Here is a 26095-nt window from a genome sequence, read left to right as displayed (position 1 = left end):
CTGGAACTGTGAGCGGCCATTCGGTTCAATCGGACCAAGGTCAGCAAGGTTCGCATCTTGCCCGTTAGCTAGCCGCGCGGCGAAGGCCTGATACGGTAAGCTCGTGCATAAGGCATTGTTTCCTCATCGGGCTATGAGCAGACTGCTGCGCAGCTTTGGGAGCGCTGTTCGCCTAGAACAGGAAGTTATCTGCGTCCATGATCGTGTCCAGTTCGGAAGACCGAAACAGGATCGAGCTGTCTCCAAACAGGACTTTGATATCGTCGCCGAGCTCTTCGAATGTGAGGTCATCGAAAGACGCGGCACCTGAGATGATGCGAACCATATCTTCGCCAGCGATAAAGTCTCGGATGACGTCGTTGCCTGAGTTAGCCCCAAAGACAAAGGTATCGCTTCCTGCGCCGCCAAGCAGCTTGTCACGTCCTCCGCCGCCATTGAGAGTGTCGTTGCCAGATCCGCCACGCAGAATGTCCTGACCGCGTTCTCCAAACAGTTTGTCGTGACCAACGCCTCCGTCGAGGGTATCATTTCCGGTCCCGGCGCGCACCACATCACGGCCATGGTTTCCAAACAGTTTGTCGCGACCCGTGCCGCCGCTTAGGGTATCGCTCCCGGATCCGCCGCGTAGAAGGTCCAGACCATTGTTTCCGAACAGCCTATCGTGGCCGATACCCCCATCAAGCGTATCGTTTTGTGCGCCACCAAACAGCGTGTCTAGGCCTCTGCCACCACGGAGAGCGTCATTCCCCGAATAGCCTGAAATGCGGTCATTTCCTAAAGCACCATTCAGGCTGTCCCGTGCAACGCCGCCATTCATCGTGTCACCAGCCTCTGTGCCGATACGTGTGATCCCGGCTTCGTTGCGAACCGAAATATTGGCGCCATAGAACGACAGTGGGATTTCTGCGATTTCCATGGTGTCGTCATAGAATTTGATGCCATGGACCGTTCCGTTTTCCGCATCGAGGATGTTGTACAGATAAGGTGATGACCCGATTTCATAATCCGCTGTGACCGGGATGAAATGCCCGCCTGTGTTCAGATACGCAACCGGGCCATTCATCGGGGCGCGGTTTGTCACGATGTCCATAAGCCCATCATTGTTCACGTCCATGAAATCAAAGAATTCAACCCAGCGGTTTCCCTCTTCAATCCCTTGTGTGAAGCTTTGGGTGGCATCGGAGAATGCCCCGTCGGCCCCCTGGAGTAGAACTTGAAAGCCAGTTTGATCGTCTTCGGTGTCGGTCTGCGCAAGGACGAGATCTAGCCGCCCGTCATTATTCAGATCGGCAGATTTGACATCATTCGATACGGTCAGCTCGCCAAACAGCCCGTTTGGCAGTTCAGCCGTTAGGCTGTAGCTGCTTTGCTCGGGGTCAAAGCTGAAAATGCGTGTCGGTGTCCCAGCATTGCCACCAACGACCAGATCCATGTGCTCATCGGCATCAAGATCGACGAGATGGGATGAAATATACTGCGCGACCTCGGTATCGAAATACGCGGCATCGATGTCCAGCCGGGTCAAATTCCCGCTGCCATCATTCAGCAGAACATAAGAGGGATGCGCGGGCTGCCCGAAGGTGTTGCCCATGTGAATATCCAGGTCGCCGTCCCCGTCAATATCCGCAACCGCCACGGAATGGGTGAAGTCAGCTGGTTGACCGAGATTGGCCCGCGCGTCGGTGAACCCGCCGTTCCCATCGGACAGAAGCAGCATGTTCGTCTCACCGGGGAAGGGTTCCGTGTCATAGCCATGTCCGATGATCACGATGTCGGTGTCACCATCGCCATTGATGTCACCAAAGGCCAGTTCGCGTGGGTGAATCATCCCGTCGCCTGCCAAAGACAGCGGTAGACGCGTGAAGGTTCCGTTGCCGGTGTTCATCAGGATGACCGGATCGGAGGGGATTGGATCGCTTGGAGGAAAGGAGCCGGAGATAAACACGATATCGGTCAGCCCGTCACCGTTAAGATCTGTTGCACCTCCCATGGTCAGCCCATCGGTTGGAAGCCCCAGGTCGTGCAAAATGGTGGTCGGCGCAATATCAGTGGTCATCTGTTCAATCCGGTCAGTGGGTAACAAAATTAACTTTTAGTATGCCGACACATCAGTTGTTTTTGCTCGTCTGCGCAAGTGGTTTGAGAGGCAAACATGAGGACATGCCTTTCCTGTCGCCGGACCGAAGTCACAGAGGCACATTGGCAGTCTGGGTGAACCACAGCTTTGGGCGGGGCTTATGGCACCCTGTTTGGTGTCGCTGAGTGTCAGGGCAACCGCTTGGAATAGCGAGATTTGTTCAAATAGAAAATCTAAGCATTTCTCAAATCTTTATCGCTGATTCATATTTTTCCCATACTCTTGGCCCTGTTGAAACATGGAGTGGGTCATGAAGGTCGAAACGCTTTTGCTGGCGAAACAGTCTACCGCGGTCAAAGGCGTTAGTCCGGATGTCACCTTAAAAGAAACAGCGCAGCTTTTGGTCAAACACAGGCTCGGGGCCCTGGTTGTCACAGAAGATGACAACAAAATGGTCGGTATAGTGTCTGAGCGGGATCTGATACCTGTTGTGGCGAGCTCTGACCCCAACGCGGGTGACCGGCCGGTTGCGGACGTTATGACGCGCTCGGTTGTGTCGTGCTCTCCGGAGGACGAAGTTGCCTATGTCCTTCGGTTGATGAACGACAACGCTTTCCGACATATGCCCGTGCTCGAGGATGGGAAGCTGGTCGGGATCCTGAGCATCCGTGAGCTGACGAAGGCCTACGAGCTGCTGCAGATCGAGGCGAACACCGACCCTCTGACCCAGGTCTCCAACCGCAGGCCATTTCTCAAAACGCTGGATGCAAATTTTCAAAATGCGCTGGACCTTGGCCAACCGCTCGCTGTTGCGATGCTCGATGTCGATCACTTCAAGCGTATCAATGATACCTACGGCCACGACGCTGGCGACAAGGTCTTGCAGCAACTGTCGCGGATGCTGATCCGAGAGTTCCGAACCGTCGACCTGGTTGGCAGGCTCGGGGGCGAAGAATTTGCGCTCGTTTTCCCGCAAACGGATATCGCTGGTGCGTTCATTGCCTGCGAGCGCTTGCGCAAGAGCGTGGAGCAGCAGGAGATCAGAGCCGACGATCATAAGATCCGCCTCACTGTCAGTATCGGTCTGACACAAATCGCAGCCGGTTCCACCGATGGTGCATCTCTGCTCAAGCGATCGGATGAGCTGCTCTATGCCGCGAAAAATGGTGGTCGCAACCAAGTCGTCGCGGACGAGATAACGAAAGAAACAAAGCTCTCTGTGGTCCCGGTATAGCCCGTCACGTGGGTCTCGGCCCGCCACGTCCGCCACGCTGCTGATCCAGCCAAATGCCGTGCGCCCTGGGTTTTGATGCGCACCGAGGTTTGGCAGGTGTACGCAGTGGGCCGTCATGGCGTGTTCGGAGATTAGATGTCACAGAAATAGGGAAGTCAGATTTAACAACAAAATGCAGTTAGACACATCTACATGACTAACTGACCGTCAATATGTAAGTCTTGTCCCGCTAGATGATACTGAGGATGTTTGGTCTGATGATGTATTTGAAACCGGACCTCACAAACGATCTTAATGTGAAACCAAACTATGTTGATGTTTCTGAAAAAGACGAGTCAGTGGTCAGCTCTTCGCGACAGAGCGAACAGTGAACTAACAAATAGCTGATACTCACCAAATTCGAGCGGATCCCAGCTTCGCCCGCGCCTAGTTCTCTAAATCCTGGCATCAGATTTCGCATCGTTGCGAGACGGTGGGGAGAAAATATCGTAGAATTTCGTGGTTTTTGGAATCGCACTTGTTGCAGCAAGAGTAAGACCTTACCAATCTTTGAAACCAAAATACCGCCGGGTCCTAATCTGACTGAAAAGGATCGAGTTTGACTCGATGGCTATATTGTCTCAGCCTAGTGTAGGTTAGTTAGACAAAGTATGTGAACCATTGATGCCGGATCAGATTGCAAGCGATTTTGATGAGCAATGGACGCCTCGGGTTGTCCTGGAGCAAGACGTCGATAGAGTTCGAGCTTGGCTAAGCGAGCAAGATGAAAACGACATCCGACTTTACCTTAGCACATTCCAGAAAGTTCTCGAGGATGAGCATCCTGCGAGAGCAGCGCTTCTTGAGCAAGAACTGAAACGTCGCGCGATGCGCCCCCCGGACCGCGTTGAACAGACAATTGCGTACATCAGATCAAGTTGGGCGCCAGCGTTCTTTATCTTGATTGTCATCACGACTGTAGCTGCAGCGACAGCTAAGGCAACGATCTGTGAATCTTTCCCCTTGTTTCCAATAGTTTGTGCGAGCAGTGAGCTCACCATTTCAGATTTATTTGGAGGTGAATGATGAAGCGACTAGTATCCTTACTGGGTCTGGTTTTGGTTACCCAGCCAATGTCTCCAGCAGAAGCCGGGTCTTGTATTGACGGTTTGGACCAAAACTCGGGCGCCACCGCTTTGTTGTTTTGCTTGAAAGAGATGCAAAGAAAAATTGAGCAACTGGAGGCACGACCTCGTGGGATGACCGCTCAAGAAACTCGTCAAGAAGCTCAGAACGTGTTCGACGGACAACCTTTACTCCCCGTCCTTCCTGAACCGATCCCATCGGGGGTAATAGTCGCTAGCTCAGTATCATGTGACAACTTTGGTGACGGCTGGACATCATACTACCCAGCTGCAGGCCGCTTTGTGATTGGCGCAGGTCCACATTCCGACAACGATGAGAAGCGCAATTCAGATATTAACGATGTCGATTTGAGAGTTTATGAAGGCCCGGGTGACCTGTCTTGGGAAACGTTGAGACACCCTGTGGCATCGAATCTTTCCGATCAAATCCGAGCTGGCGGTGTCGAGGCGCACTCCCTTGAGGTGGGCGAAATGCCCCTTCACAATCATGAGGTGGTTTGGGTGAACTCTCGCGGCAACCAATCTATGAGCCTCAATCAGTCATCGGTGAACGTTGACGATGACGACCAATTCCATATTTCATCGACCAGGGAAGGCGGTCAGGCAAACCGAAACATCGGCACAACTGAAGTTGGAGAGGGAGCGCCGCACACTAACATGCCCCCCTTCATTGCTCTTTTTTATTGCTTGAAAAACTAGCTGCAACTGGCCTGCGGGTTCGGTCTTAGCGATTGCTGGTAAATGCTTGAGCTTATGGCTCGGCAGGGTGAGCCATAAGAACACTACCAACCAGTTTCCAAAGATCCTTGCGCCCATCGTTGTCCGTTTGTGATGCGGGCAGGGCGCGCGTGTGCTTTTCTTTGTACCGTCTCGAATCTGGCTGAAAAGCGCGCGAAATCTGCGATATACTCTGTCGCTAACCTATTGAAACCTATGAACCGCAATAGACCCTGTGCGGTACAGCTATAGCGTTGAAAGTAAGGGAAAAGACACGAAAGGTGGTAGGCCCGGCAGGATTCGAACCTGCAACCAAAGCGTTATGAGCGCTCTGCTCTAACCGTTGAGCTACAGGCCCGCCGAAGACTGGTTATGGAATCGTCGCCGCGAGGTCAAGCCGTCTTGCAGATCTTGGATCAATTGCGCTGAGCGCGGGAAATTCTCGCGTTCCGTGTTGCAACTTATGTCGCAGAACAGCGGGCGGCTTGGATCGCAGGAAGGGTGGCAGATCCAGCGGAGTTTTGCAGGACATGACGGGAGCCAACGGCAGAGCTTCACGGCACATTTTGGCGCCAAATGCGCGGTGCAAAGACAGCGGTCTCCGCATGGCAGGCGTGCAAGCACAATCCTTTGTTTCTTTCTGTGCGACCATGGGGTAAAGGCTGCGCAACATCATTCAAGGAGCACCGATATGACCAGCGGCAAGAACGGTTTGACCTACGCGGATGCGGGGGTGGATATTGATGCAGGTAACGCGCTGGTCGACCGTATCAAACCGGCGGCCAAGCGGACCAATCGGTCTGGCGTGATGAGTGGCCTTGGCGGGTTTGGCGCTCTGTTCGATCTGAAAGATGCCGGATACAGCGATCCCATTTTGGTCGGGGCGACAGATGGCGTGGGGACCAAGCTGCGGATTGCTATCGACACGGGCGTGGTCGATGGCGTTGGGATTGATCTGGTCGCAATGTGTGTGAACGATCTTGTTTGCCAGGGGGCTGAGCCGCTGTTCTTCCTGGATTACTTCGCAACCGGAAAGCTGGAGACGGCGACTGCGGCGCGCATCATTGATAGTATCGCCGAGGGGTGCGTGCGCTCCGGTTGTGCCCTGATCGGGGGGGAGACCGCAGAGATGCCGGGCATGTACCCGGATGGTGATTTTGATCTCGCGGGATTTGCCGTCGGCGCGATGGAGCGGGGAACCGCTCTGCCTGCTGAGGTGCAGGAGGGCGACGTTCTGTTGGGCTTGGCGTCTGATGGGGTGCACTCCAATGGTTACTCTCTGGTGCGCAAGCTGGTGGATCTGTCCGGCCTTGGCTGGGACGCAGACTGCCCGTTTGCTGATGGCACATTGGGGGAGGCGCTGCTGACACCGACCCGGCTTTACGTCAAACAGTGTCTCGCGGCCGTGCGGGCTGGCGGGGTCCACGCGCTCGCGCACATCACCGGTGGCGGGCTGACCGAAAACCTGCCACGGGTTCTGCCCGAGGATCTGGGCGCCGATATCGACCTGAATGCCTGGGACCTGCCGCCTGTATTCCGCTGGATGGCGGAGACCGGCAATATCGCTGAGGCGGAGATGCTGAAGACCTTCAATTGCGGCATTGGCATGATCCTGTCGGTCTCGGCCGATCGCGCGGATGCGTTGGTTGCTCTGCTGCAAGACGAAGGGGAAACCGTGTCACGTTTGGGCACTGTGACCTCGGGGGCAGGGATGCGTTACTCGGGCGCCTTGCTGTGAGTTTCAAGCGGGTCGCCATCCTGATTTCTGGCGGTGGCTCCAATATGGTGTCGCTGGTACAAAGCATGACCGGCGACCATCCGGCGCGACCTTGCCTGGTGCTGTCCAACCAGGCTGATGCCGGTGGCCTGGCAAAGGCAGAGGCTGCAGGCGTCCCAACAGCGGTGGTCGATCACCGCCCTTATGGGCAGGACCGTGCTGCGTTTGAGGCAGAACTGATCAAACCAATCCTGGAGAGCCAGGCTGATATCGTGTCTTTGGCTGGGTTCATGCTGGTTCTGACCGATGGGTTCGTCTCGCAATTTCAGGGCCGTATGCTCAACATCCATCCATCGTTACTACCCAAATACACAGGGCTGAACACCCATGCGCGGGCCCTGGCTGCGGGCGATGCAGAGCATGGCTGCACCGTGCATGAGGTAACGGCTGTGCTGGATGACGGGCCCATTCTGGGGCAGGCGTTTGTTGATGTCGACCCAGGTGACACGGCTGCAACATTGGCCTCTAAGGTGCTGGTGCAAGAGCATAAACTCTACCCGCAGGTGCTGCGCCGCTATGCTGCTGGCGACCGCAAGCCGATTGAACTGCGTTGATGTGACACCATGGGGACAGTTGGCGCGCAAAACAGCCCGCCAATTGCATTGATGCAAGTGAGCGCGTATCACCGTGGCATCTGCTGAACTGACCACCTGGACGAATTCGCTTTATGAAAACCATTACCACGACCGAAGAATTGGAGGCCTTCTGCCACGAGGCTGCACAACACCCATACGTCACGGTTGATACCGAATTCCTGCGCGAACGAACGTATTATTCCAAATTGTGCCTGGTCCAACTGGCCTTTCCCGGCAAAGGAAACGCCAATGCTGTGTTGGTTGATCCGCTGGCAGATGGGGTGTCGTTGGAACCGCTTTATGCGCTGTTCCGAAACGAAAACGTGGTGAAAGTGTTTCACGCAGCCAGACAGGATCTGGAGATTTTCTGGGTCGATGCGCAGGTGTTTCCCACCCCGTTGTTTGACACGCAGGTTGCTGCGATGGTTTGCGGATTTGGCGAGCAGGTTGGTTATGAAACGCTGGTCCGTAAAATCGTCAAGCAGGGGTTGGATAAAACCTCGCGCTTTACTGATTGGTCCCGCCGCCCGCTGAGCGATGCGCAAAAAACCTACGCGCTGGCAGACGTTACGCATTTGCGGCAGATCTATGAGCATCTCGCAGCGGAGCTGGCGCGGACAGACCGCGCGCATTGGGTGGCTGAAGAGCTGCAGGTGCTGACCGATCCGGCGACCTACGACATTGATCCGCAAGAGGCCTGGCGCCGCGTCAAAACCCGCACGACCTCTGGCAAGTTCCTGGCGGTGGTGCGTGAACTGGCGGCATTCCGCGAAACCTATGCAAAAACGAACAACGTGCCGCGCAACCGGGTGTTCAAAGACGACGCACTCGTCGAACTCGCTTCTACCAAACCACAGTCCGGTTCAGAGCTGGGCAATTCCCGCCTGCTGTTGCGCGAAGCACGCAAGGGCGCCATCGCGGAGGGCATTCTGCAGGCCATCGCCAAAGGGATCGCTTGCCCGGCGTCTAAGCAGCCTGAGGCGGATCGCAGCCGCGAAAAGCTCCAGGTCAATCCGGCGCTGGCGGATCTGCTGCGGGTGCTGCTGAAAGCGAAGACAGAAGCCTCGGGGGTTGCGGCCAAATTGATCGCGCCAAGTTCGGATCTGGATGCGATTGCTGCGGGACAACGCAATGTTGCCGCTCTCAAAGGCTGGCGCCATGAGGTGTTTGGCGCTGACGCCTTGCGTCTGTGCAACGGGGAAATTGCGCTGGCCGCGCGGGGCCAGGATGTGAAGGTTGTGACGCTCTGACGCTCACACTGATCTAATTCTGTCACTCCAACCATGACGCTCTAGACACAATGGCTGGGGCGACACCCTCTTAGGTCAATACGCAAAAGGCGCCCGTTGAGGCGCCTTTTTTCATCGTCAGAGGTCGATGGTGAGTTCCTGACGACCGGTTCGTCGCACTAATCAACCACGGTAGAGTAAACTGTGCCGGGATCAACGACGGCTTTCGCGGGCATTGTCCGCAGCCACGATCCGGATGCTGCGCACACCAGCCAGTTGTTGTTTGGTCAGGCTGACAGCGGCGCGCAAGGTGCGGCTGCGATCGACGCCAACAGGTGTTGCAAAATCAGGGTAGATGGCGCGGAAGGTGAAATCCAAGGTCTGATCCTTGGTGCGTTCGTCACGGTCGCTCTCATCCAGGCGCAATTCAACGCCATAGGCACCCTGACGCGCGGCAAGACCGCTGGCATAGACGATCGCGCCTGTTGGCGTGCGTTCGATACGCATATCGGACACCGTTTGAACCAGAACTGTCTGATCCACAGCATCCGGCCGACGCAGAAGGTTCACGCGGTTTTCCACTGGGATCAGCGGGTTGATGTCCTCATCGACAACAGCCTCTGTTGCCACTTCTCTGGATCCGCCAAACCAGTTCAACGGGTTCACGCGGGAGTCACGGAAGCCACATGCAGATAGTCCGACCGCTGATATCAGGAGGACTGCCAAAGGTCTGTTCATGATGCATCACCCGTTCAATAGCACTGCGCAAGTGGTAGCCGATTGCAAGCGGCTTGAAAAGCTGTTGAAAACCTATTGTTTGCGCCTTAGGTCGTTGCGTGCCGCCAGGCAGAAACCAGATGAGGACATACCGCATGGCCAGTGCCGCCTTTGAAGAGATTGTCGAGGATTTCGAATTCCTTGAGGATTGGGAAGACCGCTATCGCCATGTCATCGACCAGGGCAAGGCGATGGAGCCGCTGGACGATGCGCTAAAGGTGCCTGCGACCAAGGTGGATGGCTGCGCAAGCCAGGTCTGGCTCCACCCTGTGATCGAGGATGGGGTGTTCCACTTTGACGGGGAAAGCGACGCCATGATCGTGCGCGGGCTGATTGCCGTTTTGCGTGCGCTCTATAACGGCTTGCCGGTGTCCGAGGTGACAGCGGTTGACGCGCGTGCAGAAATGGCGCGTCTCGGCCTGAACGATCACCTGTCAGCGCAACGCTCCAACGGGTTGACTGCCATGATCCAGCGCATTCAGGAAACCGCCGCCGCAGCGTCCAACTGACCTAGAAACAACTGTGTGGTCGCGGGTAGGCGGGGGGAGATCCTCCGCTTTCGCGCTTGGCGACGAATTGTGGTTCAGCCAAGGGCGCTTTTTTGCGGGGGGCTTTGTTTCGGCCGCAGCATCACGTCATCGCGGATAGCAATAATCGCGGATGCCAATCGACGGGCTCTATCGCGCAGCGGGCGAATGATGCTCAGCGCGAACGGTGCTCAGCTCGAATGATGCTCAGCCCTGCGGCTGATCCTTGCCCCACCGCAGCATCGCGGTTTCCAAATCGCCATAACCGGTGTGGCGATGTTCAAACAGCAGCCCCATGCGCTCCGCGCAGGCGCGAGCCTTATCGACCAGGGCGGGATCATCGATCTGCGATTGATAGACGAGTTTGGTGTAGTTGCCAAAAACCATGTCACGCAGTTCGGGGTTCTTATCCAACCCCATCGGACGCCAGACAAAGGCATCGAACTGTTTGACTAGAAAATCTGTCAGATAAAACGCGGTGATTTCGCCATCATCGGCATGGCGGGCAAATGTGTCATTGCCCTCAAAAAACGAATAGCAATGCGGCCCGGCAATCATTTCAACGCCAAGTTCGGCGCATTTCTGCTCTAACAGCCCACCGGTGCCACAATCCGCGTAAACCACATGGATGGCGTCATAGGTCGTCCTATGCTTGGCCACGGCATATTCCACGGCCTCAACAATTTGTTCGGGGTAAAGATGCAGCTTGGCGGGCAGGCAGGTCAGATCAAGGTGATCCAGAGTGTTTGCCTGTTTCAATGCCAGGATCTCGCGGGCCAGAGCCCCACAAGCGATCAGCAACACGCGACCGTGTTTCTTTTCAGGGGCCGCCAAACCCTGTTCCGTAAGCGAGGCCTCGTCCAGCGAACGCCCGGTTGGCGGTTGGTGCGCCGCCCGCTCAGTCAGGCGGGCGGCGCGTCCTTTGCGTGCCAATTAGGCGCTCATCTGGTTGTGCTTGCGCGCAACGAAGTCCTTGGCGGTTTCCACAGCCACGGCAGCGTCACGGCAATAAGCGTCGGCGCCAATGGCTTTGCCGAACTCTTCATTCAACGGTGCACCGCCGACCAACACGACGTAATCATCGCGCTTGCCTTGCTCGACCAATGTGTCGATCACGACCTTCATGTAAGGCATGGTGGTCGTCAGCAGAGCGGACATGCCAAGGATGTCTGGCTTGTGCTCGTCGAGAGCCTCGATATAGTTTTCTACCGGGTTGTTGATGCCGATGTCGACCACTTCGAAACCAGCGCCTTCCATCATCATGGAGACGAGGTTCTTGCCGATGTCGTGGATGTCACCCTTCACGGTGCCGATCACCATGGAGCCCATGCGCGGCGCGCCGGTTTCCGCCAGCAGCGGCTTCAGGATGGCCATGCCACCTTTCATCGCGTTTGCGGCCAGCAGCACTTCGGGCACGAACAGGATGCCGTCACGGAAGTCAGCACCAACGATTGTCATACCGCCAACAAGCGCTTCGGTCAGGATCTGATAGGGCGCCCAACCCCGCTCCAGAAGGATGTTCACACCTTCCTCGATTTCCTCCTTGAGACCATCGTAGAGGTCATCAAACATCTGCTGAACGAGATCTTCGTCGCTCAGTTCTGCCAGGATGATGTCATCTGCGTCGTCCGACATTTTTATATTCCTTGACTGGGCGGGGTATTCCCCGGCGTGGCATCGGTTTTTTGTCCCTATTGGTCCAGATTGCCGCAGCAAGACTGCAATGTTTGCGACATTGCCACGTTCTGAACCGACCTATACGGTCAAAACTAGCGGAATAATAATGAAGATTTCGCATGCAGATCTTCGTTTTTTCACATTTGTTCTTTATTTGTTCTCATGGCTGCGCCATAGTCGCGGCATGCAACAGACCGAAGTATCCCACCCTCTGCGTCGCAAAGCGCGCGCCAGTCTCAGCAATGCGCCAGGTCGCTTTGATCTGGATCGCGTGACCACTGATGATGGCTGGGAAAATGCAGGGGATTCGGACCCATCAATGCCAACTGTGGAGCGCACACAGGTGCGAATTGAGCAGGCGCGCAGCATCATTTCCTACAACCGATCGCCGGATCTGCCGTTTGATCGGTCGATCAACCCATACAGGGGCTGTGAGCACGGGTGCATCTACTGTTTTGCGCGCCCCAGTCATGCCTATCTCGGGCTATCGCCTGGGCTGGATTTTGAAACCCGATTGATTGCGCGCCCGAATGCGGCGGACATGCTGCGCAAGGAGCTGTCTGCCGCATCCTACAAGGTGGCCACTTTGGCGATTGGCACCAATACCGATCCTTATCAGCCGGTCGAACGGGATCATGAAATCACCAGATCTTGCCTGTCGGTGCTGGCGGCGTTTTCCCATCCGGTTGCGATTGTCACCAAAGGCGTTCTGGTCGAGCGCGACATCGACATTCTTGCGCCGATGGCGGCCAAAGGGCTGGTGCGCGTCGGTGTGTCCCTGACCACATTGGACCCGGATCTGTTGCGCCGGATGGAGCCGCGTGCGCCTCTGCCCGCGCGCAGATTGGCGATGATCCGGCGCCTGTCGGATGCGGGGATTCCGGTCCGTGTGATGGCCTCACCAATGGTGCCGGGCCTGACGGATCACGAATTGGAGGCTTTGCTCGCGGCCGGGGCAGAGGCCGGTGCAGATGCGGCCAGTTGGATCATGCTGCGTTTGCCGCGGGAGGTGTCGCAGCTCTGGCAGGAATGGCTTGCGGAACATGCACCAGCGCGCGCTGAGAAGGTCATGGCGCGTTTGCGGGAAATGCACGGTGGGCGCGATTATGATCCCCGCTGGGGGCAGCGGATGCGCGGTGACGGTCCCTATGCGGCGATGTTGGCGCATCGCTTTCAGGTCGCCTGCAAACGGCTCGGTTTGTCGGAGCGTCGCGCGCCGTTGCGCTGCGACCTGTTCCAGCGCCCACCGCAACCGGGCGATCAGCTGGCGTTGTTTTGAGCGGGGCAGAAACGGGCGAGTAACTCCAGTGTCCCGAAACCACATTGACCAGAACCTGTCAAAGGGGGTGGTCATAACCCAGGATTTGCATAGGGCGGTTTGACCAAAACTATATCGGACGCCGTTTCAAGTATAAGGCCCGCCCGAGGGCAGGCCTATGATCGAACTCACTTGCGCTGAGTGAGTAAACCCCTCTCAGCGCCTTGCATTGGATCAGCTGGCGCGCCGACGGCTGCGGCGGTTGCGACGTTCGCCAGCCTCGGCTTCATCGCCAGTGCCGTCGCTTTGCGATGAAAACGGACCCAGAACCGCCTCGATACGCTCCAAAGATGGCGCATCCGATCGCTCTTGCGTGTCCAGCGCCTCGCGCATGGCGCGCAAATGATCCGGCATTGTGCCACAGCATCCGCCGATGATTTTTGCCCCACAATCGCGCGCCATCACCGCATACTCGGCCATCAGGGCTGGGGTGCCATCATAGTGGATGTGGCCGTCCACATATTTGGGGATCCCAGCATTGCCCTTGGAGATGATCGGGCGGTCGGTGCCCTGCGCTGCAAACCCCAGAACGGTGCGCAGAATGTCGGAGGCCCCGGTGCCGCAATTGGCGCCATAGGCGATGGGGGCGGGATCCAGTTCTTCGACCAGCTGCGCCATGTTGGAGGATGTAACGCCCATCATGGTGCGCCCAGCGGTGTCAAAGCTCATGGTGCCGCACCAGGGCATATCGGCCAGTTTGAAGGCCTCAGCAGCTGCGCGGAATTCTTCAGGCGCGGAGATCGTCTCCAGCCACAGAACATCAACGCCGCCTTCTTTCAATGCTTCGGCCTGTTCGTGGAACATCTCGACCGCCAGCGCGTGGCTCAACTCTCCGACGGGTTCCATGATTTCGCCGGTCGGTCCAACGGAACCAGCCACGGCGATTTTGCGGCTGGCGCGGTCGGCGACATTGCGGCCAAGTTCTGCGCCCGCGCGGTTCAGCTCACGGACACGGCGGTGGGCATCGTGCAGTTTCAGACGCGCTGCTGTGCCACCAAAGGTGTTGGTCAGGAACAAATCGCTGCCCGCGTCTACCGATCCTTGATAGAGCGCGGTGATTTTCTTTGGCTCGTCAACATTCCACAATTCAGGCGCATCACCGGATTGCAGCCCCATGTTGAACAGGTTCGTCCCGGTTGCGCCATCGGCGAGCAGGGCATCTTTGCTGTTTAGCAGGGTTTCAAAAGTGTTGGTCATCGGCTGTCCTGTGAACGAAACGACCCGGTAGGGCCGCAAAAAACGTGATTATCCGGTGTGTCATGCCCGTCGCTGCAGGGCAATTTCATTTTCTTCATCATGATTATGAAGCAGATCGGCGCTCTGCGGTGCGCCAGGTTGGGATATGCCATTGGCGTGGGCGACCGGCGCGGTATCTGACAGCCCCGTTGACCAGGCGTGTGAAAGCGCATCGGAGTGATCTGGCGCTGCACTCCAGACCCAGGGCGGAACGGGGCCCGGACGGTGGATCATGCGCACCAGATCAGCCATGGCCAGGATAAGGCTCGCAGTGTTTGGCGCTGCGGCATAACGGGGCTCATAGCGGGGCGCGAAACACGCCTTGAACTGGCGCAGCCCCGCCGCCGGGGACAGGCGTTTTGCGAACATGGTCGATCTTGCAAAGGGCAGATCCTGCAGATCGGGCAGAGCTGCCAGAGACAGCCGAACGATACCGGCCGCGGCTGCGGCATTGATCGCCGCGCAGACCAGGCTGTGTCCGGTGCCATCCGGCGCGCTGGGATGCAGCCGAACAAGATCGAGACACCATTCCCCTGCCGCGGTGTGAAAGCTGACATAGCCGAGCAGTTCTGGTCCGTTCCAGGCCAGAAACACCCTCTGGCGCTGCAGGTAGGCGGGCTGAAACCGGCCCATCGTCGTGCCCCGCGCAACGCGCCGACTGCCCTGCCAGGCGCGATCAATCTCGCGCATTTGGGTGATCGGCAGGGTTTGTGTGGCGGGATATGTTTGAACGCCTGCTTTTTCGGCCTGGCGCAGTTTGCGCCGCAGCTGTCGGAACCGCGCGCCGTCTTTGCAGAACTGTTGTGGGTCGATGATGGCTTCCTGAGCGATGCGCACCACGCGCCAGCCTGCACGGCGCAGGGCCAGGGCCTCTGTTGCCCTGCATTTATAGATCGCAGGCACCGTGTTGCGGCCCTTGGCGTAGGCGCACAGCCCTGGCAGGGCCTCGGACAGGGTGCCAACAAGGGGTGAAAACAGCGCGATGCTGGCCTGTGGGCTATCCAGAACCGCGAGTTGGTTGAAGCCAAACGCGTGGATCGCTCCGGGGTTTTGCGTGATGATCTGGGTCTCCGCGACGCCAGCCTTGGCGGGGCCGTTGTAATCATCCGCCCAGACCGGGTCGAAGAAGCGGCTGCGCTGGTGACCCATAAGAGCCTCTGTCGCGCTGATGTCGGGCGTGGATCGCGCGCCAATGCCGATGGCTGCGGGCCAGGCCAATCCAACTGCCGCGAGGCAGGCGGGCAGCGCGTAGTAGACCAGACGGAAGGCGAGAACAGCCGCAATCACCTCCGTCGCGGCGGTCACGGGCAGCAAGGCACAAAGCGCCAGTTCAAAAGCACCAATGCCCCCCGGAGCCGATGACAGCAGTGCCGCGCCCAGGGCGATGAAATAGGTAGGCAGCAGCATGGCGAGCGAGATGCCAACCTCGGGTGGCAAAAACATCCATAGTGCTGTGCCCGCGGCGATTACATCGATCAAGGCCCAGCCCGCCAGCGCCAAAAACGCCAACAATGATGGCAAGCGCAAGCGCAGTGGCCCGAGCCTCAGCACCGGGGCGATAGCGGCGGCAACAATCACCAGCCCGGTCGCCAATAACAGGCCTGCACCGGTCCAGACCATCAATTGCGGCGCGCCAGTTGCTTGGCCAGTTGCTTGACCTGTGGCTTGGCCCGTGAATTGGCCCGTGAATTGGCCTGTGAATTGGCCAGCGACCTGACCAGTGGTCGAGGCTGAAAATACGCCGGTGATCAGCAGCGCGGCGCCACAGATCCCCGCCAGCGCCAACATGAATGTCGCGGACACCACCGTGGTCAGCTGTGCTGCCTGCAGCGGGCTCAGCTCTTTCATTAGGCGCCACCGCGCGAAGGCCCCGGTGATCAGGCCAAAACCGATGGTCTGGGACAGTGCAATGGCGATGATACCGGATCTGCGGGCCGCCGGACCCGCGAGGCCGGTTTGCAGATGGCGGTGGGCCACCTCGTCATAGCGGCCAAGCGCCCAGAAGCTGATCGAGGTGGCGACAAGCGCAAGGGCCCATTGTGTTGGTGAATATGACGTCAGTGTCTGGGTAAGCTGGTCGATATCCGGCAGGGTGACCCTATGGTGCAGCACATCAAGACAGGCAATCGCCACCACAAGCGGCAGGAGGATCCGCAAGAAACGGGGCAAACGCGATCGGCGCGTTGCGCTGTGGTTGCGAGAAATCGGAAACATCGGGCCCCAGATCGAACTATCAACATCGGAAGATCAGCGCCGAATGGTCAACGCCGTGTGATCGTCAAATAGCAGGATAGGGCAGTGGGATGTTCAGCCGGTTAATCCCCTGCGAAAAACGGGTCCAATGGCCAGATCCGGGCGGCTCGGGCGGTGTACCACGCTTCAAAGCCCAGCTTAGCAAGGGTTTTGACGACGCTGGATCCGCTCGGACAAAATAGCGTCAAATTTATTCAACGGAGGCAGCTCGACCCAAAAGACGCAATCCCAAAGGAACGGAGGCTTGCGGCTTTGGAGCCAAAACCCATATTCCTTGGCTTCGGATCAAGCGCCGCACCTGTTCAATGACTTGCGCAGCGCTGAGCATTGATTTTGGGTCAGCTTACGCGCTGGTGTCGAGGATCTGCTGTTTGGCCTCGCGCAACAGCTCTTCGCGTTTGGCGCGCACCTCGTCCGGGCTGACATGGCCGGTCAAATCTGCAGCAACCTTGCGCAGCACATCTTCAAATCCCGCTTCTTCCAGATCGGCTTTGATCACACTGCTGATGTAGCTCTCTGCATCGGCGCCGGTTTTGCCGAGGATCTCTGCCGCCCAGCTGCCCAGCAATTTGTTGCATCGGGCCTCAGCCTTGAACATCATTTCCTCGTCATGGGCGAATTTGTTTTCAAAGGCCTGTTCGCGGTTGTCAAATGTGGTCATCGTGCCCTCCGTTCGCTGCTATGGGGTGTCCTTTTAAGCTCTCGTCTGAATAATCATGCGGGTTGTCGCGTAATGTGCTGTGTTCTCAATCTGATATGTGAACCATAACGGCATTGCGCAAGAGGGGCGGCTGGGGTTTCGGCATCGCGCGTCAGCGTCAGCCATGGCAGGCGCGGTGGACAGCCAGGGCGTCGCGCAACGCGCTGCAGCACTGGTTTGGGCTGCATGCTTGCGACAACGGCCCCCTTGGCTTAAGAGGGCCGCAGTTGACGCGACGAGATTCCCGCTGGTTTCCTGAAAGGCTCCGCATGGCACGGCGTAAGAAGATTTACGAAGGCAAGGCAAAAACGCTCTATGAGGGGCCGGAGCCGGGCACGATCGTGCAATATTTCAAAGACGATGCCACAGCGTTTAACGCAGAAAAACGCGACGTGATCGAAGGCAAAGGCGTGCTCAACAATATTCTGAGCGAGTTCTTTATGCTGGGTCTCGGACAGATCGGCGTACCGACGCATTTCCTGAAGCGGTTGAACATGCGCGAGCAGCTGGTGCGCAGCTGTGAGATCATCCCGCTGGAAGTCATCGTGCGCAACCACGCAGCAGGCTCCATCTGCAAACGTTTGGGGCTGGAGGAGGGGACGCAACTGCCCCGGCCGATCGTAGAATATTGCTACAAGGATGACGCGCTTGGCGATCCTTTGGTCACCGAAGAGCATATCGCCGCATTCGGCTGGGCAAGCCAGCAGGATATGGATGACATCCTCAGCCTGGCGCTGCGGGTCAATGATTTCATGTCCGGCGTCATGCTGGCCGTCGGGATCAAGCTGGTTGATTTCAAAATTGAAATTGGTCGGATCTATGATGGCGATTTCCAGCGTCTGGTGATTGCAGATGAAATCAGCCCCGACAGCTGCCGCTTGTGGGATCAGAAGACCGGGCAGAAGCTCGACAAGGATGTGTTCCGCCGCGATCTCGGCAACCTGACTGACGCCTACAGCGAAGTGGCGCGCCGTCTGGGGGTGATGCCGACCAATCCGCCTGCGGCAGGCAAGCCGACGTTGGTGAACTAACGGAAACGTAATCTCAGATCCCGCCCCTGGTTTGGCGGGATTTTTGTTCTCAGTCCAAGGAAGTGGTCCGGCACGGCGCCGTACCAACGCAATCTCGAGGGAAAACACGATGAAAGCACGTGTGCATGTGATGCTGAAAAACGGAGTTCTGGATCCGCAAGGGGACGCGGTGCGCCACGCCCTTGGTGCCTTGGGCTTTGACCAGGTGGATGGCGTGCGCCAGGGAAAAGTGATTGATCTGGACCTGGCCGAAGGTGCTACCGAAGCCCAGGTCGCCGAGATGTGCGAGAAGCTGCTGGCCAACACCGTGATCGAATCCTACAGCATCGAGATGCAGGGATGAAGGCCGCGGTTGTTGTCTTCCCCGGATCCAATTGCGACCGCGACCTGGCGGTGGCTTTTGAACAGGCGGGCTGCGATGTGTCGATGGTCTGGCACAAGGAAACGGCGCTGCCTGATGGCGTCGATGTTGTCGGTGTGCCGGGCGGGTTTTCCTATGGCGACTATCTGCGCTGCGGTGCCATTGCCGCTCAGTCGCCGATCTGCAAAGCGGTGGTGGATCACGCCGATCGTGGCGGCTATGCCATCGGGGTGTGTAACGGCTTTCAGATCCTGACCGAAACAGGCGTGCTGCCAGGTGCGCTTCTGCGCAATGCAGGGCTGAAATACATCTGCCGGACCGTGGGCCTTCGGGTGGAAACCAGCAACAGTGCCTTCACCGAAGGTTACGCCAAGGGCGATGTGATCGATGTTCCGATTGCACATCATGATGGCAACTATTTTGCGGATGCGGACACCGTGGCTGCGCTGGAAGACCAGGATCGCATCGCGTTCCGCTATGTGGACAATCCCAATGGTTCGGTTGCGGATATCGCAGGCATCCTGTCTGACAACCGCCGTGTGCTGGGGATGATGCCCCATCCCGAGCGGGCCGCAGATGTGGGCCATGGTGGCACTGATGGGGTGGCAGTCTTCCGCGCACTTGCCGGGCTTGTCACTACCGCGTGACTTGTGGATGGGACAGGCTTTGCGGTAGATCTCAGCTATGACCGCAGCGCCTGACGATCCTGCAAGACGAGCCTCGCACCGCTCCCGCACGACATCCTGGCGGGTGCGGTTTTCTTTGGTCGTGCTGATGGCTGTCGCTGCGGTGACGGTCTGGGTTACCAACCGTGCGCTTACGCATCGTTTTACCGAAACCACGCGCAGCCGGGCAGAGCTGCGCCTGGCGCTTTATTCCGGCAACCTGGTCAGCGAATTGGGGCGCCACGCGATTGTGCCGCAGCTGCTGGCGCGCGATCAGGCGCTGATTGCGGCGTTGCAATCCAACGATTTTTCGCTGTCGACCCAGCGGCTGATTTCATTCGTTGAAGAAATCGGCGCCGCCTCCATCATGCTGATGGCGAGCGATGGGCGCACAGTTGCTGCGACCGACCGCAACCGTCTGGGCGAGAACCACCGCAATGCGGCCTACTTCGTGGATGCGCTGCGGGCAAAATCCACGGTTTTTTCGGTTATTGAACGAGAGGTCGGTGGCTATCGGTTCACCTATTCGCGCCGTATCGTTGACACAGCAGGCGTGCTGGGTGTGATTGTTGTCGAAGTCGACCTGCAAAAGTTCGAACGCGCCTGGGCGGGGATCTCTGACGCGGTGATGGTCAGCGACAGCACCGGGCAGATCATCCTGGCAACGGAATCCCGCTGGCGCGGCCTGTCCGAACGCGACGCGCTGGAGTTGCAGCCCCCGGACGGGGCCATCCAACGGGCCATTCGCGCGACCACCGATTGGACCGCGCTGCCAGCCGATGCCTATCTGCAGGGGGAGGCCGTGATGCGATTGGAATCGCGGATCCCGTTCCAGGGCTGGCGATTGACCTCTTTCACCACCTATGCGTCGATCCGCGAACGCGTGAACACCGTGCTGGCGCTCGAAATCATGGGATTCGCGATCCTTTTGGCGCTGGCGTTCTATGCGCTCAGCCGTCGCAGTGCCCTGCGTATGGCGCTGTTTCAACGAGAGTCGGCAGAGCTTCGCGTATTGAACGCCCGGCTCCAGCGGGAAATTGCCGAGCGTGAGCGCATGCAGGAGACGCTTGCAGTGGCGGAACAAAGCCTCGCGCAGAGCTCGAAGCTGGCCGCTTTGGGCGAGATGTCGGCTGCCGTCAGCCACGAGTTGAACCAGCCACTCGCGGCGATGAAAACCTATCTCGCTGGTGCGCGTCTGCTGTTGAACCGCAACCGTCCCGAAGAGGCGCTTGCCTCATTTGGCAGAATTGATGATTTGCTGGAGCGCATGGGCGCCATCACGCGGCAGCTGAAATCATACGCCCGCAAAGGCGGCGATGTGTTTAGCCCAGTAAACATGGGCGATGCGCTGACCTCCAGCCTGTCGATGATGGAGCCGCAACTGCGCCAACGACATGTGAAAATCTCCCGTATCCTGCCTGATCAGCCGGTGCTGGTGATGGGGGATCGGATGCGCATCGAGCAGGTGATGGTGAACCTGCTGCGCAACGCGTTGGATGCCACCAAAACGGTTGAAGATCCCCAGGTCGAAGTGCTGCTCGCAGCAGGCGAGACGGCGACCCTTTCGGTGCGCGACAACGGGGCAGGGATCAAGGATTTCGACAACCTGTTCGAGCCGTTTTACACCACCAAGCAGCCTGGCGACGGCGTGGGTTTGGGTCTTGCCATCTCTTCCGGTATCGTGAACGACCTAGGCGGACGGCTGACGGCCCGCAACGGTCAAAACGGCGGCGCCGTCTTTGAAATGCAATTGCCCATCCTCGCGGATGGGATCGAAGCGGCTGAGTGATCCCGCCGCAAAAGATGGAGGTCCCGCAAATGGCACAGGCCATGAAAATTGCGATCGTCGATGACGAACAGGATATGCGCCAATCGATCAGCCAGTGGTTGGCATTGTCTGGCTATGACACAGAGACCTTCGCCAGCGCCGAAGACGCCTTGAAGGTGCTGGGTCCGGACTACCCGGGGATTGTCATCTCTGACATCAAAATGCCAGGCATGGATGGAATGCAGTTTCTGAAGAAACTGATGGGCAATGACTCAGCGCTGCCGGTGATTATGATCACGGGCCATGGCGACGTGCCTATGGCGGTCGAAGCCATGCGTGTCGGCGCGTTTGATTTTCTGGAAAAACCGTTCAACCCGGATCGGATGTCGGAATTGGCAAAACGCGCGACCGGGGCCCGCCGTCTGACGTTGGACAACCGTGTCCTGCGGCGCGAACTGTCCGACGGCACCACCATCATGAAAAAACTGATCGGTTCCAGCCCAGTGATGGACCGCCTGCGCGAGGATATTCTGGATCTCGGTCAGGCGGACGGGCATGTGTTGATCGACGGGGAAACCGGCACCGGCAAGACCCTGGTGGCGCATGCGCTGCACGCTGTGGGCAGCCGGGCTGGGAAGAAATTCGTTCTGGTTTCCTGCGCGGCGCTCGAAGAAGAGGCGCTCTCCAAGCGGCTGTTTGGCCCGATGTTGCCAGAAGACAGCATGCTGCCCGCCATCGAAGAGGCCCGCGGCGGCACGTTGGTTCTTGAAGATATCGAGGCGTTGTCAGAACCGCTGCAGGCCAAGCTGCTCAGCGTGATCAACGAACAGGGCATACCAGGGGAGACCCGGATCGTAGCCATCTCCAACCTGCAAGAAGCAGGCAAGACCTGCGAAGATGTGTTGCGCCCGGATCTGTTTTACCGGCTGGCCGCCCTGAGTATCACCGTGCCGCCGCTGCGCCAACGCGGTGAGGATATTCTGACGCTGTTCACCCGCCTGTCAGAACAGTTTGCCGAGGAATATGGTTGCGACGCGCCACAGGTCAGCGCCCAGGAAGCCGCACAGCTGTTGCAGGCGCCATGGCCTGGCAATGTGCGCCAATTGATCAACATCGCCGAGCGCGCGGTGCTACAGTCGCGTCGCGGGTCTGGCACCATCGCCTCGCTATTGATGTCCGATCATGAAGAAATGCAGCCGGTGATGACAACCGAGGGCAAACCGCTCAAGGAATATGTCGAAGCGTTTGAACGGATGCTGATCGACAACACAATGCGGCGGCACAAGGGGTCGATTGCCAGTGTGATGGATGAATTGTGCCTGCCACGCCGGACCCTGAACGAGAAGATGGCCAAATATGGCCTGCAACGGTCGGACTACCTGTCCTGATATTTTGCGGCAGGTGCGGCTTGTGCCTTTGGGACGCTCCACCGCTGCGAAGCAGGTGGAGCGTTTTCATTTTTAAGAAATAATTAGCGATATGTCGTTTATTCTCGGCCGATTGCACATTCCCGCGGGTGCGGTGAAGAATGACCATTGTCATTACCTATCCACAGGTCTTATGCTGCAAGCACGGGGATAAGTCTGTTGAGACATCGTTCCCACACCATGAGATTCGCTGGCGCTGCTTTTGTCCGGCCAGACCCGAGAAAGCAGAACCAGACCGATTAGCCCCGCACTTTTGGGGCAGTGACCCACCTTCCGCTTGTCGGAGGGGATATAACAGGCAGGGCGCGGACAATCCCCCCTGTCGGAGAAGAAACGCGATGACGCGCGCGAGAGAGAACAGCAGACAGGCAGGAGGGCCGGAGCATCGTTCCGGGGCTAACCGCTGTACTGATCTGTTTAACCGCGCCGATCAATGCATCGCCCAGACAAGACACCACCCCAATCGTCAACCTCCGCCTGGTAACAGGCCGGACGCACGCGTGCGCGGTCGGTGCAACAAGGACACATGGCAAAGAAGATGCTTATCGATGCCACCCACGCGGAAGAAACCCGCGTTGTGGTGGTCGACGGAAACAAGGTCGAGGAGTTCGACTTTGAATCAGAAAACAAGCGGCAGCTTGCCGGTAATATCTATCTCGCAAAAGTAACTCGGGTCGAACCCTCGCTTCAGGCGGCTTTCGTCGATTATGGCGGCAACCGCCACGGGTTCCTGGCCTTTTCGGAAATTCATCCGGACTACTATCAGATCCCGGTCGCCGATCGCGAAGCTCTGATGGAAGAAGAACGCGCCTACGCAGAGGCGATGCGTGCGCGCGATGAGGAAGAAGAGGCCAAACCGGCCAAACGGACCCGCTCCCGGCGCAGCCGGACCAAAGCGGCAGACGTGAAATCCGCGGATGTTGTCGAGACCAAAGACGTCACCGCCGAAGGCGACGACGTCACTGTCTCCGATGCGCCTGCAGCGATCTCCGGGATGGAAACCATCGATCTGGCGACCGACGAGGGCGCGGATGCGGACAAGCTCGCAGATGTGCCAGAAGCGGCCGCTGCGGATGCAACAGGTGAGGCTGCTACAGAGGAAACACCTGCAGCACAGGTCGAGAACGCCAGTGATGACGCCGCTGATGATGCGGCGGATGCAGCCGAAGCTACCGATGGTGTCAGTGCAGACGCAGAGGCCAGCGAGGCGCCTGTTGAAGCATCCGACGAGACGCCCGCTGATGGAGAAGCTGCAGATCAGGCTGAACCCGCTGCAGCAGACGCAGACGCCGGTGATGCAACAGCATCAGCAACCCCGGCTGAGGCGGACGCGGATGCTGACGCCGAGGCTGATAACGGCGCCGACACAGACACAGCTGGCACCGATACAGAAACCGACGAGGATGACGCCACCTCGGCCCGTGCAGATGATGCTTCGGCCAAGGACAAGGATATCGAATCCGTTGCTGACGAAGACGACAGCGAGGATATCCGCCCGCCGCGCAAGCCGCGTCCCCGGCGCTACAAAATTCAGGAAGTCATCAAGGTCCGCCAGGTCCTGTTGGTGCAGGTCGTCAAGGAAGAGCGCGGCAACAAAGGCGCTGCACTGACCACCTATCTGTCGCTGGCAGGCCGCTACTGCGTGCTGATGCCGAACACCGCCCGCGGTGGTGGTATCTCCCGTAAGATCACCAATGCAGCCGACCGTAAAAAGCTCAAGGATATCGCGACCGAGTTGGACGTGCCGTCGGGCGCAGGGCTGATTGTCCGCACCGCTGGCGCCAAACGCACAAAATCCGAAATCAAACGCGACTATGAATATCTGCAGCGGATGTGGGAACAGATCCGCGAACTGACCCTGAAGTCCATCGCACCGGCGAAGATCTATGAGGAAGGCGACCTGATCAAACGGTCCATCCGCGATCTCTATAGCCGTGAGATTGACGAGGTGCTGGTGGAAGGCGACCGCGGCTACCGCATCGCCAAGGACTTCATGAAGATGATCATGCCGTCCCACGCCAAAAACGTGAAGCACTACCACGAGGCGTTGCCGCTGTTTGCGCGCTATCAGGTCGAAAGCTACCTGGCAGGGATGTTCAACCCGACGGTGCAGCTGAAATCGGGTGGCTATATCGTCATCGGCGTGACCGAGGCGCTGGTGGCCATCGATGTGAACTCTGGTCGGGCGACCAAAGAAGGCTCCATCGAAGAAACCGCGCTGAAAACCAACCTCGAAGCGGCCGAAGAGGTCGCGCGCCAATTGCGCCTGCGCGATTTGGCCGGTTTGATCGTGATCGATTTCATCGACATGGACGAGCGCAAGAACAACGCCGCCGTCGAAAAGCGGATGAAAGACAAGCTGAAAACCGACCGCGCCCGCATTCAGGTGGGCCGCATCTCTGGCTTCGGTTTGATGGAAATGTCGCGTCAGCGTCTGCGCCCCGGCATGATCGAGGCCACAACCGCGCCATGTCCGCATTGCCACGGCACCGGCTTGATCCGCTCTGACGATTCGCTTGCTTTGTCGATCCTGCGTCAGATCGAAGAAGAAGGCACACGCCGTCGGTCCCGCGAGGTTCTGGTGCGTTGCCCGGTTGAGATCGCCAACTATCTGATGAACCAGAAGCGCGAGCACATCGCCCAGATCGAAACCCGCTATGGGCTTTCGGTCCGTATCGAAGGTGACCCGCATCTTGTGAGCCCTGACTTCACCATCGAGAAGTTCAAGACCGCATCGCGGGTTATCCCCGCGCCAAGCGCCGCGGTGGTATCCGCGGACACATCGATCATGGAGCAAGTTGACGCGGAAGAGGCCGATACCAGCGACGCCGATGAGGTCGCAGCGGACAGCGTCGCAGAGACCGAAACCGCTGAGGGTGACGGCGAGGGCAAGCCCAAACGCAAACGTCGCCGTCGGCGTCGTCGCAAGTCCTCCTCTGAGGGGGATGAGGCCGCGAAACAGGATGCAGGCGAGGCGTCTGACGAGGCGGGCGCTGCGGCTGGCAAAGAGGCCGGATCTGCGGATGCACCAGGTGATGATGCTGCGGTTGCTGCCGAGGCTGAGACCAAGGAAGACGCGCCAGACGCAGAGCCGAAAAAACGGACCCGCACCCGCACCAGAACGCGCAGCCGTCGCAAGAAAAGCGATGAGGCCGCAACAAGCGAGTCTGCAGCGACGGATCCGGCTCCGGAGGCGACCGAGGTGGTAACGTCCGAGAACACAGCAGAAGCGGCGGTTGAGCCTGTCACAGCTGAGGTGGAGGACAACACATCCGGTGCAGCTGCTGAGCAAACCGCCGAGCCGGAAGCGCAGGTGGCCGCCGAGACTGAGACGACGGCAGACGACGTGTCTGAGGCGGCTGCCGAGACGGTAGAAGAGGCTGGCCAGAGCGACGCAAGCGAGGCCGCTGAACCGATGACCGGCGAAGAGGCGAGGGTTGAAGCGTCCGCAGAGGAGACGGTTGAGGCATCAACGACTGAAGCCGAGACAGAGGCTGAAACTTCTGCCGAACCCGCGCCTGCACCAGAACCGGTGTTGGAAGCGGTCGCGGAGGAGCCTGAGCCTGCTCCCACAGAACCGCCCAAGCCAAAACGGCGCGGTTGGTGGTCCGTTGGAAGCTAA

At 58.3% G+C, this 26095-nt stretch carries 21 protein-coding genes and 1 tRNA gene; 14 read left to right on the top strand and 8 right to left on the bottom strand.

The features are described from left to right. Positions 1 to 172: 172 nt before the first annotated feature. On the bottom strand, positions 173 to 2056 hold the full coding sequence (locus Q0C28_RS13740; protein ID WP_293576689.1) for an FG-GAP-like repeat-containing protein: 1884 nt from the start codon (positions 2054 to 2056) through the stop codon (positions 173 to 175). 331 nt (positions 2057 to 2387) lie between these two features. On the opposite strand from Q0C28_RS13740, the gene Q0C28_RS13735 reads away from it, so the two are divergent. The 3 genes from Q0C28_RS13735 to Q0C28_RS13725 all read left to right on the top strand — a co-directional run bounded on the left by Q0C28_RS13735 (position 2388) and on the right by Q0C28_RS13725 (position 5134). Further along, a complete protein-coding gene (locus Q0C28_RS13735; protein WP_293576687.1) occupies positions 2388 to 3311 on the top strand; it encodes a diguanylate cyclase in 924 nt (307 codons plus the stop codon). 663 nt (positions 3312 to 3974) lie between these two features. Further along, positions 3975 to 4376 (top strand): hypothetical protein, encoded by a 402-nt coding sequence (locus Q0C28_RS13730; RefSeq protein ID WP_293576686.1) that lies wholly within the window; start codon positions 3975 to 3977, stop codon positions 4374 to 4376. After that, positions 4376 to 5134, top strand: a complete 759-nt coding sequence (locus Q0C28_RS13725) for a hypothetical protein (protein WP_293576684.1) — start codon at positions 4376 to 4378, stop codon at positions 5132 to 5134. Before Q0C28_RS13730 ends, Q0C28_RS13725 begins: the two co-directional genes overlap by 1 nt. A gap of 300 nt (positions 5135 to 5434) precedes the next feature. Here Q0C28_RS13725 and Q0C28_RS13720 read toward each other — a convergent pair. Next, a tRNA-Ile gene (locus Q0C28_RS13720) sits at positions 5435 to 5510 on the bottom strand. Positions 5511 to 5843: 333 nt separating this feature from the next. Here Q0C28_RS13720 and purM point away from each other — a divergent pair. The 3 genes from purM to rnd all read left to right on the top strand — a co-directional run bounded on the left by purM (position 5844) and on the right by rnd (position 8754). Next, positions 5844 to 6890: a phosphoribosylformylglycinamidine cyclo-ligase gene (gene purM / locus Q0C28_RS13715; protein WP_293576683.1), complete on the top strand. Its 1047-nt coding sequence runs from the start codon at positions 5844 to 5846 to the stop codon at positions 6888 to 6890. Then, a complete protein-coding gene (gene purN, locus Q0C28_RS13710) occupies positions 6887 to 7483 on the top strand; it encodes a phosphoribosylglycinamide formyltransferase (protein ID WP_293576681.1) in 597 nt (198 codons plus the stop codon). Before purM ends, purN begins: the two co-directional genes overlap by 4 nt. Before the next feature lie 113 nt (positions 7484 to 7596). Next, on the top strand, positions 7597 to 8754 hold the full coding sequence (rnd, locus tag Q0C28_RS13705) for a ribonuclease D (RefSeq protein WP_293576680.1): 1158 nt from the start codon (positions 7597 to 7599) through the stop codon (positions 8752 to 8754). 192 nt (positions 8755 to 8946) lie between these two features. Here rnd and Q0C28_RS13700 read toward each other — a convergent pair whose 3' ends face one another. Continuing rightward, on the bottom strand, positions 8947 to 9471 hold the full coding sequence (locus Q0C28_RS13700; protein WP_293576678.1) for a hypothetical protein: 525 nt from the start codon (positions 9469 to 9471) through the stop codon (positions 8947 to 8949). Between the two features lie 134 nt (positions 9472 to 9605). Here Q0C28_RS13700 and Q0C28_RS13695 point away from each other — a divergent pair, with 134 nt between their 5' ends. Further along, on the top strand, positions 9606 to 10019 hold the full coding sequence (locus Q0C28_RS13695) for a SufE family protein (protein ID WP_293576712.1): 414 nt from the start codon (positions 9606 to 9608) through the stop codon (positions 10017 to 10019). Between the two features lie 225 nt (positions 10020 to 10244). Here Q0C28_RS13695 and Q0C28_RS13690 read toward each other — a convergent pair whose 3' ends face one another. Together Q0C28_RS13690 and Q0C28_RS13685 are read right to left on the bottom strand one after the other, a co-directional pair. Beyond that, a complete protein-coding gene (locus tag Q0C28_RS13690) occupies positions 10245 to 10970 on the bottom strand; it encodes a DUF1638 domain-containing protein (RefSeq protein WP_293576676.1) in 726 nt (241 codons plus the stop codon). Further along, complete coding sequence (locus Q0C28_RS13685) at positions 10971 to 11672, bottom strand: B12-binding domain-containing protein (protein WP_293576674.1); 702 nt, start codon at positions 11670 to 11672, stop codon at positions 10971 to 10973. It lies immediately after the preceding gene. A gap of 226 nt (positions 11673 to 11898) precedes the next feature. Between Q0C28_RS13685 and Q0C28_RS13680 the strand changes: the two genes are divergently transcribed. Beyond that, on the top strand, positions 11899 to 12993 hold the full coding sequence (locus Q0C28_RS13680) for a PA0069 family radical SAM protein (protein WP_293576672.1): 1095 nt from the start codon (positions 11899 to 11901) through the stop codon (positions 12991 to 12993). A gap of 213 nt (positions 12994 to 13206) precedes the next feature. Here the strand turns inward: Q0C28_RS13680 and bmt are convergent, their stop codons facing one another. From bmt to Q0C28_RS13665, 3 genes are all read right to left on the bottom strand, one after another. Beyond that, positions 13207 to 14229: a betaine--homocysteine S-methyltransferase gene (gene bmt / locus Q0C28_RS13675; RefSeq protein ID WP_293576670.1), complete on the bottom strand. Its 1023-nt coding sequence runs from the start codon at positions 14227 to 14229 to the stop codon at positions 13207 to 13209. 60 nt (positions 14230 to 14289) lie between these two features. Beyond that, entirely contained in the window at positions 14290 to 16482 is a 2193-nt protein-coding gene (locus Q0C28_RS13670; protein WP_293576669.1) for a phosphatidylglycerol lysyltransferase domain-containing protein, read from the bottom strand. 382 nt (positions 16483 to 16864) lie between these two features. Then, positions 16865 to 17182, bottom strand: coding sequence for a DUF1476 domain-containing protein (locus Q0C28_RS13665; protein ID WP_293576668.1), 318 nt, complete (start codon positions 17180 to 17182; stop codon positions 16865 to 16867). 308 nt (positions 17183 to 17490) lie between these two features. Here Q0C28_RS13665 and purC point away from each other — a divergent pair, with 308 nt between their 5' ends. From purC to Q0C28_RS13635, 6 genes are all read left to right on the top strand, one after another. Next, a complete protein-coding gene (purC, locus tag Q0C28_RS13660) occupies positions 17491 to 18252 on the top strand; it encodes a phosphoribosylaminoimidazolesuccinocarboxamide synthase (RefSeq protein WP_293576667.1) in 762 nt (253 codons plus the stop codon). A 109-nt stretch (positions 18253 to 18361) separates the two neighbouring features. Beyond that, complete coding sequence (gene purS, locus Q0C28_RS13655) at positions 18362 to 18595, top strand: phosphoribosylformylglycinamidine synthase subunit PurS (RefSeq protein ID WP_293576666.1); 234 nt, start codon at positions 18362 to 18364, stop codon at positions 18593 to 18595. After that, entirely contained in the window at positions 18592 to 19260 is a 669-nt protein-coding gene (gene purQ, locus Q0C28_RS13650) for a phosphoribosylformylglycinamidine synthase subunit PurQ (protein ID WP_293576664.1), read from the top strand. The genes purS and purQ overlap by 4 nt, the downstream gene beginning before the upstream one ends. A 37-nt stretch (positions 19261 to 19297) precedes the next feature. Further along, positions 19298 to 21067: an ATP-binding protein gene (locus Q0C28_RS13645; protein ID WP_293576662.1), complete on the top strand. Its 1770-nt coding sequence runs from the start codon at positions 19298 to 19300 to the stop codon at positions 21065 to 21067. Between the two features lie 29 nt (positions 21068 to 21096). After that, on the top strand, positions 21097 to 22434 hold the full coding sequence (locus Q0C28_RS13640; protein ID WP_293576660.1) for a sigma-54 dependent transcriptional regulator: 1338 nt from the start codon (positions 21097 to 21099) through the stop codon (positions 22432 to 22434). Positions 22435 to 22999: 565 nt separating this feature from the next. Next, positions 23000 to 26095 (top strand): ribonuclease E/G, encoded by a 3096-nt coding sequence (locus tag Q0C28_RS13635; RefSeq protein ID WP_293576658.1) that lies wholly within the window; start codon positions 23000 to 23002, stop codon positions 26093 to 26095.

Origin of the sequence: Phaeobacter sp., from assembly GCF_022825805.1 — a bacterium.
GTDB lineage: Bacteria > Pseudomonadota > Alphaproteobacteria > Rhodobacterales > Rhodobacteraceae > Phaeobacter.
The sequence above is the reverse complement of the archived record's forward strand: the minus strand, read 5'-3'. Positions and strand labels throughout refer to the sequence as shown.